Consider the following 13,946-nt stretch of genomic DNA (forward strand, 5'->3'; position numbering starts at 1 on the left):
AAGGGCCGCGGATCCCGGGTGGGGTTCCGCGGCCCTGAAGGCGCCGGCCTGATCGTGAATCAGGCTGGATCACTCCAGGGTTCAGGCCCACGGAAGGCCCACATCGTGTGGTGCTGCTGCGTCTGCTTCAGGGATCCGGCACCGGTTGCCGCAAAGGCATAGGCATGTGCCTCTGCCACTACTGCCGCTTCCAGTGCCTGGGTCGGTCGCTCATTGCGCTCACTGACGGGAAGACCCGCGAGAGACACGGAGGACGCCGGCCGGACGGCGGGAATGCCGGACAGACCGGTGCCCAGGTTCGAGACGCCGAGCATGCGTGTGGAGGCGACGACCGAGCGATCGGTCATTTTCACGGTGTTGATGAAGCTGGTGTTGATGCTGATCACTGGAATCGCCTCCTCTCGGCGTCTTGGGGGACCGGTGCGAACCGGTCCGACGGTTATTAAGTACAGCACGGAACCAGGGCCTTGGAGAAGGCCGCTGCTGCCGTGGTTAAGAACCTATGGGGATTGCTGGGGCATGCGCAAACTATTTTCTCGACGAGTTTCAATCAGTCGCCCTCGCCGTCTCCCCCAACCTCTCGACCTGCGCAGATGGCCAGAACTTCGGCTCCGAAGCGGTTGAGTTTGCGCACGCCGACCCCTGGGATCCGCGCGAGCTCGCCCTCGTCGTCCGGCGCGGTCTCGGCGATCGCCATCAGCGTCTTGTCGGTGAAGACGCAGAACGCGGGCTGTCCGGTGCGCTGCGCCTGCACCGCGCGCCACTCGCGCAGCCGCTCGTACAGACCCTCGTCCATGTCGGAGGGGCAGCCGTCGCAGCGCATCAGCTTCATCTCACCGGCGTCGGTGAGGGTGCGGCCGCAGACCCGGCAGCGCGCCGGGCTCCGGCTCGTGCGCCGGGCGGCCGTGGCACCGCGGGTTCCGGCGCCGCGCTCGATGCCTCCCGAGGCTCCGCCACCGCCGCGGCCCGCCGCGACGGTGGAACCGGGACGGAGCCCGTCCAGGAACCGGCTGGGGCGTCGGCCCGCCCGGCCGCCGGGTGAGCGGGCGAGCGCCCAGGAGACGAAGAGGTGCTCTCTGGCGCGGGTGACACCGACGTAGAGGAGGCGGCGCTCCTCCTCTATCTGCTCCTCGGTCTTTGCGTACGTGATCGGCATCATGCCCTCGGCCACACCGACCAGGAAGACGACGTCCCACTCCAGCCCCTTGGCGGAGTGCAAGGAGGCGAGGGTGACGCCCTGGACGGTCGGGGCGTGCTGGGCGCTCGCACGTTCGTCGAGCTCGGCCACCAGGTCGCCGAGCGTCGCGCCGGGCTTGGCGGTCGCGAAGTCCTGCGCGAGGTTCACCAGGGCGGCCAGCGACTCCCAGCGTTCCCGGACGGCGCCGGAGCCGGCCGGGGGCTTGCTGGTCCAGCCCTCGCCCGAGAGCACCGCCCGGACCTGCGAGGGCAGGTCGACGACATCGTCGAGCAGCGAGTCGTTGCCGCCGAAGCGGGCGGCGGCGCGCAGGGCCGAACCCGCTTTGCGCACCTCGGGGCGGTCGAAGAAGCGCTCGGCACCGCGGAGCTGGTAGGACACTCCGGCGTCGGCGAGGGCCTGTTCGTAGGTCTCGGACTGGGAGTTCGTACGGAACAGGATCGCGATCTCACCGGCGGGGACGCCCGAGGCGATGAGGTCGCGGATGCGCCGGGCGGCACCCTCGGCCTCTGCGGGCTCGTCCGTGTACTCGGCGTAGACGGGCTCGGCGCCCGGGGGCCGCTGGGAGATCAGTTCGAGGCGGTGCTCGGCGGCCCGTCCGCGGGCCTGGGAGAGCAGGCCGTTGGCGAGGCGGACCACCTGGGGGGTGGAGCGGTAGTCGCGGACGAGCTTGACGACGGTGGCTCCGGGATGGCGAGTGCGGAAGTCGAGGAGGTGGTCGGGGGTTGCACCGGTGAACGAGTAGATCGTCTGGCTGGCGTCGCCGACCACGCAGAGGCTGTCCCGCTCCCCGAGCCACAGCTCCAGAAGCCGCTGCTGGAGCGGGCTGACGTCCTGGTACTCGTCGACCACGAAGTGCTGGTACTGGGAGCGGACCTGTTCGGCGATGTCGTGCCGGTCCTGAAGGATGGCGACCGTCAGCAGCAGGACGTCCTCGAAGTCGATCACCGAGCGGTCGCGCTTGAGGTCCTCGTACGCCGAGTAGATCTTGGCGGTCTCGGCCGGGTCCCGGGGGGCTTCGCGGCCGGCGAGGGCAGCGGCGGCGGCGTAGTCGGCGGGGATGGTCTGGGTGACCTTGCACCACTCGATCTCACCGGTGACGTCCCGCAGCTCTCCTCGGTCGAGCCGGATGCGGCAGGCGGCGGCCGCGTCCGCGACGAGCTGGATCTTGCGGTCCACGAGCCGGGGCAGACTGCCACCGACGGCTTTCGGCCAGAAGTACTGGAGCTGGCGCAGCGCGGCGGAGTGGAAGGTGCGGGCCTGGACTCCTCCGGCGCCGAGCTGGCGCAGCCGGCCGCGCATCTCGCCCGCGGCGCGGTTGGTGAAGGTGACCGCGAGCACGCTGGAGGGCTGGAGGATTCCCGCGCGCACCCCGTAGGCGATGCGGTGCGTGATCGCCCGGGTCTTGCCCGTACCGGCGCCCGCCAGCACGCACACCGGCCCGTGCAGGGCGGTGGCGACCTCGCGCTGCTCGGGGTCGAGCCCGTCGAGCACCGCGTCGGCCGTGTCCGGAACCTGCGGGAAGAGGGTGGAGTGCGTTGCTGCTGTCACCCCGCCATGCTGCCAGGTCTGGCGGGACGGATGAGCAGGTTGTCCACAGGGAGGCGCCCGCAGTCGTACGAATGCGGTGAGCGTCACGTCCGCCGGGTGGGCCGTGGTCGTATCTCGGCCATGTGCCCCCGGTCCGCCTCTTCCTTGTCGCGGCCGTCCCACCTGGGGCGCGGCGGAGGAGAGGCGAGCATCACGTCGACGCGGGCCCCCTCGATACCCCCCACGGGAATGGTGGCCGGGTGGCCTGCGTTCCCCTTGCAGCGACGACCATCCCCAGCCGTGAAGGAGCGCATGAGACATGCAGGGCACTGTGACGATGTACAGCACCACGTGGTGCGGCTACTGCCGTCGGCTCAAGAGCCAGATGGACCGTGAGGGCATCGCGTACAACGAGATCAACATCGAGCAGGACCCGCAGTCCGCGGCGTTCGTCGAGAAGGCCAACGGCGGGAACCAGACGGTTCCGACGGTTCTGGTGGTTCCCTCCGGCGGTGGCGAGAACATCGTCATGACGAACCCGAGCCTGGCCCAGGTGAAGCAGGCTCTCGCGGTCTGACGCTCCCGCACGCCACGCCCCCTCCGGTCCAGGTCACAGGAGGGGGCGACGCTGTGTGCGGGCGCGGCCGCACGGAGGGCAGGAACGACGGCGACGGTCCAGGCAACGCCCCCCGAGGGAGATCAGCCCCGCCTCGTACGCGAGGGCGACGGCCTGGACGCGGTCGCGGAGATCCGGCTTCGGCAGGATGCGGCTCGTGCGTGAGGCTCCGCAGCTGGTGCTGCTGGGGCAGGCCGGGATCGTGATCGCTGGGCGCGCTGCTTCCGGCGGGCTGGGCGGCCAGGGCCCGCACGGCCACGGCGCCGCGCACGGAATGAGTGCCGGGCCAACCCCACAGGCCGACGTCAGCAGGCCGGCGGAATTCGGGCTGCCGTGCGGCCTCGGGGCGCGCGGCGTGTCCCTCCGGCAGGCGTCAAGACCCCCGGAAGTGATCCGGACCGGGGCAGGCGGCGGGGGAAGCCGGATCGCCCCTGGCATCGCACTGGCGCCAGGGGCGATCCGTGAAGCCGCTGCCGGGGAGCCGCCGGGACATCGTCGAGATGGTCACGGCTGAGCCGGGGCAGGCGAGGCGGATCGTGCCCGCCGTTGTCCGCCCGGACGGTCCGCCGCTCACGAGGCCTTCCGCTTTCACGGTTCAGGCACAGGAGCGGCGTCCGGCCGGTGTCAGGTGAGGTGCCCCCGCGTCGGCAGGGGCTTGCCGTACCAGAGTTCGATCAGGCGGGCCGCGATCGAGATTCCGTAGGGAGGCAGCACCTCCCCGGACTCGAAGGCGGCCCGCAGGTCTTCCCGGGAGAACCAGCGCGCTTCGTGGATCTCCTCGCCGTCGACGTTGATCTCCGACGAGGTGGCGCGGGCCCTGAAGCCCAGCATGAGGCTGGAGGGGAACGGCCAGGGCTGGCTGGCGACGTACTCGACCTCGCCGACGGTGACGCCCACCTCCTCGAAGACCTCGCGGCGGACGGACTGCTCGATGGACTCGCCGGGCTCGACGAAGCCCGCGAGCGTGGAGAAGCGGCCTTCGGGCCAGTGCATCTGGCGGCCGAGCAGGACGCGGTCCTCGTCGTCCGTGACGGCCATGATCACGGCCGGGTCGGTGCGCGGGTAGTGCTCGGCGCCGCACGCGGGGCAGCGGCGGATGTGACCGGCGGCCGCGATGACCGTGCGCTCACCGCAGCGGGAGCAGAAACGGTGCAGCCGCTGCCAGTTCTCCAGCGCGACCGCGTGCACCATCAGGCCGGCGTCGCGCGGCGACAGCAGGAGGCCCGCCTCGCGCAGCCCGGCGGGACGGGCGGACTGGTCGATACGGCCGGGAAGCGCGTCCTTCTGGAGCGCGAAATAGCTCACCCCGTCGTCGTCCGTGCCCAGGAAATAGCGGTGCGCCTCGGTGAGCGGGGCCTCGAAGGAGGGCGTCATCAGCAGTTCGGTGGTGCCGTCGGCCATCTCGTCGATGAGCACCTGACCGCCGGAGACCACGAAGACACGGGTCGTGGGGTGGCTCCAGGCCGCCGCGAGCCAGGCCTCGTCGAGCCGGTGATGGGCGGCCCGGTCGATGCCGGTCGGGGCGGTGAGCGAGATGGGACGGTCGGCGCTGTGGTCGGTCCAGGTGGTCACGGGTGCTTCCAACTCCCCCGGTGGAACGGTTATTTCGGCGGACGGTTCAGCGGGACGGGCGTGCGGTGCGCTCTTGAAAGTGCGGATCGGCTTGTTCAGTGTGTCTCGCGCCAGTTCTCGGCCAGGTCGCCCCACAGGTGGGCGGCCGTTTCGACGCCCTTCATGAGGAGGTCGAGTTCGACCTTCTCGTTGGGTGCGTGCCAGCCGTCGGAGGGAACGGAGATGCCCAGGAAGAGCACCGGGACGCCGAGGACGTCCTGGAGGTCGGCCGCCGGTCCCGAGCCACCCTCGCGAGTGAAGCGGATCGGCTGCTCGAAGGCGCGGCCCATGGCGCGGACGACGGACTGCAGGGCGGGGTGGTCCAGTGGCGTCAGACACGGGCGGGTGGCCGCGCCGAACGTGATCTCGTGCCGGATGCCGTCGGGCACCTGCTCGGCCGCCCAGGCGCGTACGACCTTCTCGATGTGGTCCGGGTCCTGCCCGGCGACCAGTCGGAAGGAGAGCTTCACCAGGGCCGAGGACGGGATGATCGTCTTGCTGCCGGCGCCCTGGTAGCCGCCGCCGATGCCGTTGACCTCGGCGGTCGGGCGGGCCCAGACGCGCTCCAGGGTGGTGTGCCCTGCCTCTCCGTGGGTGGCCGTCGACCTGGCCGTGCGCAGCCACCGCTCCTCGTCGAAGGGCAGCTCGGCGAAGAGTTCGCGCTCGCGGTCGGTGAGTTCTGTGATGCCTTCGTAGAAGCCGGGTACGGCCACGCGTGCGTGCTCGTCGTGCAGGGCCGCCACCAGCCGGGCGACCGCCGTGGCGGGATTGGGCACGGCGCCGCCGAACGATCCGGAGTGGATGTCCTGCTCGGGCCCGTACAGCTCGATCTCGCACTCGGCGAGACCCCGCATGCCCGTGCAGACCGTGGGGGTGTCCTCGGACCACATGCCGGTGTCGGAGACGATCACGGCATCGGCGGCGAGCCGCTCGGCATGCTCCTCGACGAGGTCGCGGAAGTGCGGGGAACCGGACTCCTCCTCGCCCTCGATCAACAGCTTGAGGTGGACGGCCGGGGTGGTGCGCCCGGTGGCGGCGAGGTGGGCCCTGACACCGAGTGTGTGGAAGAACACCTGGCCCTTGTCGTCGGCGGCTCCGCGCGCGTGGAGGCGGTTTCCGAGGATCACCGGCTCGAAGGGCTCGGTGTCCCAGCCGTCCTCGCGGGCGGCGGGCTGCACGTCGTGGTGCCCGTAGACGAGGACCGTGGGCGCGTCGGGGTCCTCGGAGCGCCATTCGGCGAAGACGGCCGGGGCGCCCGCGGTCGGCCAGACCTCGCTGGTCGGGAAGCCGGTCTTCCGGAGTTCGGCGGCGAGCCAGTCGGCGCTGCGTGCCACGTCCGCGGCGTGCTCGGGCTGAGCCGAGACCGAGGGGATGCGCAGCCACTCCACGAGGTCGTCGAGGAAGGCGGCGCGGTGGGTCTCGATGTACGTACGGACGGTGCTGACGGCGTTGTCAACGGGCTTGCTCATGTTCCTGAGCCTATCCGCCCACAGAGGCGTGTTCGTCCGGTGGTTCTCCGTGAGCCCCGTCCTGAGGGTCCGCCGGGTCCTCGGTGAGCAGCCGCTCCAGCGCGGCACGGTCCGGAAGGCGGTCCGGCCGTACGACCTCGCCGTCGCGGACGTACAGGAACGCGGCCGTGACGGATTCCAGGGGCACACCCTGCCGCTCGGCCCAGCCGAGGCGGTACAGCGCGAGCTGGAGGGGGTCGGCGGTGCGACCGTGGCCGGTCTTCCAGTCGACGATCTCGTACGCCGTCCCGTCGCCGTCGTCCGTCCTGTAGACGGCGTCGATGCGGCCGCGGACGACCCGGCCGGCGATCGCGAGCTGGAAGGGCACCTCGACGCGGTACGGGGTGCGGTGCGCGTAGGGAGTGCGTTCGAAGGCGTCCTTCAGGGCTTCCAGGTCACGTTCGTCGGCGATCTCCGCCTCGCCGCCGGGCAGCTCCTCGGGGCCGAGCATGGGCAGCCGCAGTTCCTCGAAGCGGGACTCCACCCAGGCGTGGAAGCGCGTGCCCCGCCGCGCGGCGGGCTGCGGGGGGCGCGGCATGGGGCGCGCGAGTTCCTGCGCGAAGCCGTCCGGGTCGGCGGCCAGCCGCAGCAGCTGGGACGCGGTGAGCGAGGCCGGCAGGGGTACGTGGGTCACGGTCGCGCGGGCGCGCAGGAGCTCCCCGGTCAGCGCGTCCAGGTCACGGTCCCAGGAGGCGAGCGTGCGGGCCTCCTCCGGCGTGAGGCGCTCGCCCCCGGTCTCCTGGGGGTGCGGGCGGGCGGCGGGTACCGGGGCCGGTCCCTGGGACTGGTGCGGCACCGTGGGGCGGCCGCTCCCGTGGTCGGCCGGGCGGTCCCCCGGTCGTTCCGTCGCCCAGGAGTCCCAGTCGGCGTCGGAGTCGTCGCCCGCGGGCAGGGCGGTCTTCGCGAGGTCGCCGTCCGGGAAGGGGTCTTCCGGGAAGTGGTCCTCGGGAAGGTCGTCTTCGGAGAACCCTCCTTCGGAGAAGTCGTCCTCGTCGTAGGGCGGGATGTCGTCCTCCGGCGGGGGCGGCCACTCCGGGTCGTCGGACGACGCGGGGTCGTGGGCGGCCGCGGGACGGAGTCCGTCGGACCCCGGGTGGGTCCCGTCGTGGGCCGCGACCCGCTCCAGGTGGGCGAGCACCGTCTCCGCCGCGGCACGTCGCCGGGCGAGGGCCGCGTCGTCGAGCGGGAGCGGCCAGGCGTGGTCGGCGGACGCCTCGCTCAGGGCGGGATTCTCTTCGTCCTCCGCCGGTTCGTCCGCCCAGACCTCGATCTCGCCGTGTCCGGCCGCGCAGTGGTCGTACAGGGCGTGCAGGAAGTCCGAGGGGCCGCGGGGCCGCTTCTGGGAGGGGCCCCACCAGTGTCCCGAGCCGAGCAGGAGCGAACGGGGGCGCGTGAACGTGACGTAGCCGAGGCGCAGTTCCTCGGTGTGCTGGTGGTCCTTCATGGCCTCGTGGAAGGCCTTGATGCCCTTGGCGTCCCAGGCCTCGACGTCCGGCAGGGTGTCGGCGTCGCCGCGCAGCCCGTGCGGCAGGACCTTGCCCTGGGCGGTCCATTTCTCGCGGCCCTGGCCACTGGGAAAGGTGCCGTTGACGAGACCGGGGACGACGACCACGTCCCACTCCAGGCCCTTGGACTTGTGCGCGGTGAGCACCTTGACGGTGTTCTCGCCGCCGGGCAAGGCGTTGTCCAGGCCCTTCTCGTACCGCGCGGCGGTGCGCAGGAAGCCGAGGAAGGCCAGCAGGCTCGCCTCGCCGTCCCCGGAGGCGAAGGACGCGGCGATGTCCAGGAAGTTCGACAGGGTCTCGCGACGGCGGGCGGCCAGGGCGTGCGGGGACGCGGAGAGCTCGACCTCCAGGCCGGTGACGGCGAGGACCCGGTGCAGGACGTCCATCAGCGGGTCGGCGAGCGAGCGGCGCAGGTCGCGCAGTTCGGCGGCGAGCCGTGCGAAACGCACGCGGGCGTCCGGGGAGAAGGGCAGCCCGTCGTCGTCCCCCGCGGCCCCGATGGGCGTCTCCAGGAACGTGTCGAGGGCGTCGGCGAGCGATATCACCTCGGCCGGGTCGACCCCCTCGACGGCCGCGGCGAGCTGGCGGTCCGGATCGTCGTCGGTCCCCACGCGTGCGTGGGACACGAGCAGACGGGCGCGACGGCCGAGGAGGGCGAGATCGCGCGGGCCGATCCGCCAGCGCGGGCCGGTGAGCAGCCGGACGAGGGAGGCGTTGGCCCCCGGGTCCTGGAGGACTTCGCAGACGGCCACGAGATCGGCCACCTCGGGCAGGTGCAGCAGACCGGAGAGGCCCACCACCTCGACGGGGATGTCGCGGGCGACGAGCGCGCCCTGGATCTCGGCGAAGTCGGTGGCGGTGCGGCACAGGACCGCGATCTCGGCGGGTTCCTTCCCGGTGCGTACGAGATGGGCGATCGAGTCGGCGAGCCAGTCGATCTCCTCCGCGTGGGTGCGCAGCAGCGCGCAGCGCACCAGGCCGTCACGCTCGGCTCCCGGGGCGGGCCGCAGGGCCTCCACGCCCGCGTGCATGGCGCGCAGCGGCTCCGCGAGGCCGTTGGCGAGGTCGAGGAGGCGGCCGCCGCTGCGGCGGTTCTCGCTGAGCGACTGGCGGGTGGCGGGGCCCCCGTCGGGGCGCGCGAAGTGCTCGGGGAAGTCGTCGAGGTTGGCCACGGAGGCGCCGCGCCAGCCGTAGATCGCCTGGCAGGGGTCGCCGACCGCGGTCACCGGGTGTCCCGTGCCGCCGCCGAACAGTCCGGCGAGCAGGACGCGCTGGGCGACCGAGGTGTCCTGGTACTCGTCCAGCAGGACGACCCGGAACTCGTCGCGCAGGATCTCGCCGACTTCGGGACGGGTGCGGGCCAGGGTGGCCGAGAGGGCGATCTGATCGCCGAAGTCGAGCAGGTCCCGCTCGCGCTTCGCCGCTCGGTAGCGCCCCACCAGCGCGGCGAGTTCACGCCGGGCGGCGGCGGCCTCGGGGACCTTGCGCAGATCCGCGTTGGTGAGTCCGGCGCTCTCCAGGGTGCGCAGCAGTTCGGCGTCGTAGGCACGCAGGTCCTCGGCCCGTACGAGGTGTTCGGAGAGCTCGGAGTCGAGGGTCAGGAGGTCGCCGACCAGGTCCGGGAAGGAGCGGGTCAGGGCCGGATAGTGGCCCGGCGCCTCGCGGAGCACGCGCGCGGCGAGCTGGTAGCGGGTGGCGTCGGCGAGCAGCCGGGACGTCGGTTCGAGCCCGATGCGCAGGCCGTGGTCGGTGAGCAGGCGGCCCGCGAAGGCGTGGTACGTGGAGATGACCGGCTCGCCCGGCGGGTTGTCGGGGTCGATGACGTCCGGGTCGGTGACGCCCGCCTTGACGAGTGCCTTGCGGACGCGTTCGGCGAGTTCACCCGCCGCCTTGTTGGTGAACGTCAGTCCGAGGACCTGCTCGGGAGCCACCTGCCCGGTGCCGACCAGCCACACCACGCGAGCCGCCATCACCGTGGTCTTGCCCGAACCGGCTCCGGCCACGATCACCTGAGGGGCAGGCGGCGCGGTGATGCACTCCGTCTGCTCCGGGGTGAACGGGATCCCGAGGAGCTCCTTGAGCTGCTCGGGGTCGGTGATACGGGCGGGCATGTCGGAGAGGCTAGCGGCGCCCGCTGACAACGGTGGCCACATCGGCGTCAGAGGCGAAAGAACCGCAGGTCAGCACGTGTGGTGCCGTACGTCACTCGACCACTTGCTGTCCCTCCGGCCGGGCGCTGCACGACGCCTGGAAGGAGCAGTGCGCGCAATGCTGTCCGGTCGTCGGGGAGAAGCGTTCGTCGAGGACCTTGCCGGCGGCGTTCGCCAGGAGGTCGCCGACCCACTCGCCCTCCAGCGGCTCCTGCGCCTGCACCTTGGGAAGGGTCTCGCCGCCGCTCTTCTTGGCGGCGCCCTGGCGGAGCTGGACGAGTTCGGCGCCGCCCGCCTCGGGTCGTACACCGTCGAAGACGTCGTCGACCGCGCCTTCACGGACGGCGAGCTGGTAGACGGCGAGCTGAGGGTGGTGGGTCACCTCGGCGGCGGTCGGCGCATGCTTGCCGGTCTTGAAGTCGACCACGTAGGCGCGGCCCTCGCGGTCGGCCTCGACACGGTCCATGGAGCCGCGGATGCGTACTTCGTAGGAGCCCGCTTCGAGGGTCACGTCGAAGTCGTGCTCGCTGGCCACCGGCGTACGGCCGGTGCGGTCCATGACGTGCCACTTCAGGAAGCGTTCGAGCGCCACGCGCGCGTGTTCCTTCTCCTGGGCGGACTTCCAGGGCGCGTCGAAGGCGAGCGCGTTCCACACCGAGTCGAGGCGCTCCATGAGGACGTCCAGGTCCGCGGGGGTACGTCCGGACGCGACCTCGTCGGCGAGGACGTGCACCACGTTGCCGAAGCCCTGGGCTGCCGTCGCGGGCGCGTCGGCCTTCACCTCCCGCCCCAGGAACCACTGCAGGGAGCAGGTGTTGGCGAGTTGGTCGAGAGCGCTGCCGGAGAGCACGACGGGCTGGTCGCGGTCGCGCAGCGGGACCTTGCTCTCGGTCGGCTCGTACATGCCCCACCAGCGGTAGGGGTGCGCGGAGGGGACCAGTGGGCGGCCGTCCTCGTCGGCGAGCGCGGCGAGCCGGGCGAGGCGGCGGGCCGCGGCCTGCCTGAGGCCTTCCGAGACACGCGGGTCGACCGTGGTGGCGCGCAGCTCGGCGACCAGCGGGGCGACGGCCAGCGGGCGGCGCGGACGGCCGGTCACGTCCTTGGGTTCGACACCGAGTTCCGTGAGGAAGCGGGAGGGCTGGTCGCCGTCGTCGGCCGGCGCCTTGACCGCGGTCACGACGAGGCGTTCACGCGCGCGCGTGGCGGCCACGTAGAACAGCCGGCGTTCCTCGGACAGGAGTGCCCCGGGTGTGAGGGGTTCGGCGAGTCCGTCCCGCCCGATGCGGTCGGCCTCCAGCAGGGAGCCGCGCCGGCGCAGATCCGGCCACAGGCCCTCCTGGACGCCCGCGACGACGACGAGGCGCCACTCCAGGCCCTTGGAACGGTGCGCGGTCATCAGGCGTACGGCGTCGGGGCGGACGGCCCTTCGGGTGAGTGTGTCGGCCGCGATGTCCTCGGCGTCGATCTCCTCCAGGAAGTTCAGGGCGCCCCGGCCTCCCGTGCGCTCCTCGGCGCGGCCGGCGGTCGCGAACAGCGCGCACACGGCGTCGAGGTCCCGGTCGGCGTTGCGTCCGGCCGCGCCGCCGCGCCGGGCGGACCGCTCCAGGCGCTGCGGCCACGGAGTGCCGTCCCACAGGTCCCAGAGGGCCTCCTCGGCCGTCCCGCCGCCCGCGAGGCGCTCACGCGCCGTACGCAGCAGCGCGCCGAGGCGCTGGGCCCCTCGGGCGTACGCCGGATCGTGCGCGACGAGCCGCTCCGGCTCGGCCAGCGCGCGGGCGAGCAGGACGTCGGACGGCGGCGGTACGAGGTTTCCCCCGGCGCGCTCCTCCTCCCGCAGCGCCCGCCCCAGGCGCCGCAGGTCGGCGGCGTCCATGCTCGCGAGCGGCGAGGCGAGGAGCGTGAGGGCGGTCTCGGTGTCGAGCCAGGACGCGACGCGGACGTCCGCGGTGTCCTGAGGGAGATCGGTGTCACTGCCCGGGTCGGTGTCACCACGCCCGCCGGCGTCCGCACCCGCACCCGTATCGGCATCCGTATCGGCATCGACATCGACATCGACAAGCCGATCGGAGCCGGTACCCCCATTGGCGTCGGCGGACCCGTCGGAGGCGGCACCCGCACCGACCTCGGCGGACCCGTCGGCGTCGGCACGCGCACCGGCGTCCGCGGGGTGGTCGGAGCCCGTCCGCGCGGCGGCGTCCTCGCCGGACGCCCCCTCCGGACCCGACTCGGCCCGGGCCACCGCCCGCAACGCCGTCAGCAGGGGCGCGACCGCGGGTTCGTGCCGCAGGGGCAGATCGTCGCCGTCGATGTCGAGGGGCACGCCCGCCGAGGTGAGCGCCCGCCGGATCGTGGGGATCGTCCGGGAACCGGCGCGCACCAGGACGGCCATCTCCCCCCACGGAACACCGTCCTCCAGATGGGCACGGCGCAGGATGTCCGCGATGTTGTCGAGCTCCGTGCCGGACGTCGGGTACGTGTAGACCTCGACCTGGCCCCCTCCCCGTACCGGGGACAGCTCGCGGTGGGCGCGGACCTTCTGCGCCGGCAGACGGGTCAGCGGCATGCGCAGGGTGAGCAGACGGGTGGCTTCGAGCAGCCTGGCACCCGAGCGGCGGGACGTGCCGAGGACCTCGACCGGAGCCGGCCGGCCGTCCACGCGCGGGAAGGTGTCGGGGAAGTCCAGGATGCCGTTCACGTCGGCGCCGCGGAATGCGTAGATCGACTGGTCGGGGTCACCGAAGGCGACAAGGGTGCGGCCGCCTCCGGAGAGGCCGCGCAGCAGCCGCACCTGAGCGGGGTCTGTGTCCTGGTACTCGTCCACGTAGACGGCGTCGTACTGGGCGGCGAGCCGCCCGGCGACCTCGGGCCGCCGGGCGAGGAGCACCGCGCGGTGCACCAGTTCCGCGTAGTCGAGGACTCCCTGCATGTCGAGCACGTCGAGGTATTCGGCGAGGAAGGCGGCCGCCGCGCCCCAGTCCGGGCGGCCGATGCGCCGGGCGAAGGCCTCCAGGGCGTCGGGGCCGAGCCCGAGCTCCCGGCTGCGGGCGAGCACCGCGCGGACCTCGTCGGCGAAGCCGCGGGTGGTCAGGCAGGCGCGCAGCTCGTCGGGCCAGCGCACATGGGCGAGGCCGAGCCGCTCCAGGTCGGGCTGGCCCGCGAGCAGCTCGCGCACGGCGACGTCCTGCTCGGGGCCGGACAGCAGGCGCAGCGGCTCCACGAACAGGTCACTGTCCTGGTGGGCGCGGATCAGTGCGTAGCAGAAGGAGTGGAACGTGGTGGCCCGGGGCGCACGGGCGGCCCCTATGCGCAGCGCCATACGGTCCCGCAGCTCGACGGCCGCCTTGCGGCTGAACGTGAGCACCAGGATGCGTTCCGGGTCGCCGCCCCGTTCGATCCGGGCGGCCACGGATTCGACGAGCGTGGTCGTCTTGCCCGTGCCGGGACCCGCGAGCACGAGCAGGGGACCGCTCCGGTGGTCAACCACCGCGCGCTGTCCTGCGTCAAGACGAGGGGGATCCACCCGGGCCGGCGACGTGCGCACCAGCCGGTACGCACCGCGGCCCCCCTGGCGCACCGATGGGTGCGTCAGGCGCCTGGTGGAAGAAGTGGAGCTCACGTGGTTCGCCGGTCCTGGTGGTCGTACTGGTGGGCGGGCTGCCGCGCGTGGAGGGCGGTGACCGCGGGGTGAGCGGGACGCGTGCCGACGACGCTACGCCGGCGCGACTCGCGGAAGGAGGGCTTCCGATTCTTCCCTCACGTCACGTGCGCCCCGTGCCTCACGAACGTACGGCATGTCACGGATGTGCCTCGTTTCCCTCGTACGGGCCTCAG

General features: G+C 72.5%; 7 protein-coding genes. 1 reads left to right on the plus strand and 6 read right to left on the minus strand.

What is annotated here, in order from left to right; genetic code table 11:
- Positions 1-59: 59 nt before the first annotated feature.
- A complete protein-coding gene (locus OHT01_RS14525) occupies positions 60-386 on the minus strand; it encodes a hypothetical protein (protein WP_328553567.1) in 327 nt (108 codons plus the stop codon).
- Between the two features lie 164 nt (positions 387-550).
- On the minus strand, positions 551-2,746 hold the full coding sequence (locus tag OHT01_RS14530; RefSeq protein ID WP_328553568.1) for an ATP-dependent DNA helicase UvrD2: 2,196 nt from the start codon (positions 2,744-2,746) through the stop codon (positions 551-553).
- Between the two features lie 298 nt (positions 2,747-3,044).
- Between OHT01_RS14530 and OHT01_RS14535 the strand changes: the two genes are divergently transcribed.
- Positions 3,045-3,302 carry a mycoredoxin gene (locus tag OHT01_RS14535; RefSeq protein WP_328553569.1) on the plus strand — a complete coding sequence of 86 codons (258 nt, stop codon included), beginning with the start codon at positions 3,045-3,047 and terminating at the stop codon, positions 3,300-3,302.
- Between the two features lie 663 nt (positions 3,303-3,965).
- Here OHT01_RS14535 and nudC read toward each other — a convergent pair.
- The 4 genes from nudC to OHT01_RS14555 form a co-directional block, all read right to left on the minus strand.
- A complete protein-coding gene (nudC, locus tag OHT01_RS14540; protein WP_328553570.1) occupies positions 3,966-4,913 on the minus strand; it encodes an NAD(+) diphosphatase in 948 nt (315 codons plus the stop codon).
- A gap of 95 nt (positions 4,914-5,008) precedes the next feature.
- Complete coding sequence (locus OHT01_RS14545; RefSeq protein ID WP_328553571.1) at positions 5,009-6,421, minus strand: dipeptidase; 1,413 nt, start codon at positions 6,419-6,421, stop codon at positions 5,009-5,011.
- Positions 6,422-6,431: 10 nt separating this feature from the next.
- Complete coding sequence (locus OHT01_RS14550) at positions 6,432-10,076, minus strand: ATP-dependent helicase (RefSeq protein WP_328553572.1); 3,645 nt, start codon at positions 10,074-10,076, stop codon at positions 6,432-6,434.
- A 91-nt stretch (positions 10,077-10,167) separates the two neighbouring features.
- Positions 10,168-13,731, minus strand: coding sequence for an ATP-dependent helicase (locus OHT01_RS14555; RefSeq protein WP_328553573.1), 3,564 nt, complete (start codon positions 13,729-13,731; stop codon positions 10,168-10,170).
- Positions 13,732-13,946: the final 215 nt, after the last annotated feature.

Origin of the sequence: Streptomyces sp. NBC_00358 (assembly GCF_036099295.1) — a bacterium.
In the GTDB taxonomy this organism is placed as follows: Bacteria; Actinomycetota; Actinomycetes; order Streptomycetales; family Streptomycetaceae; genus Streptomyces.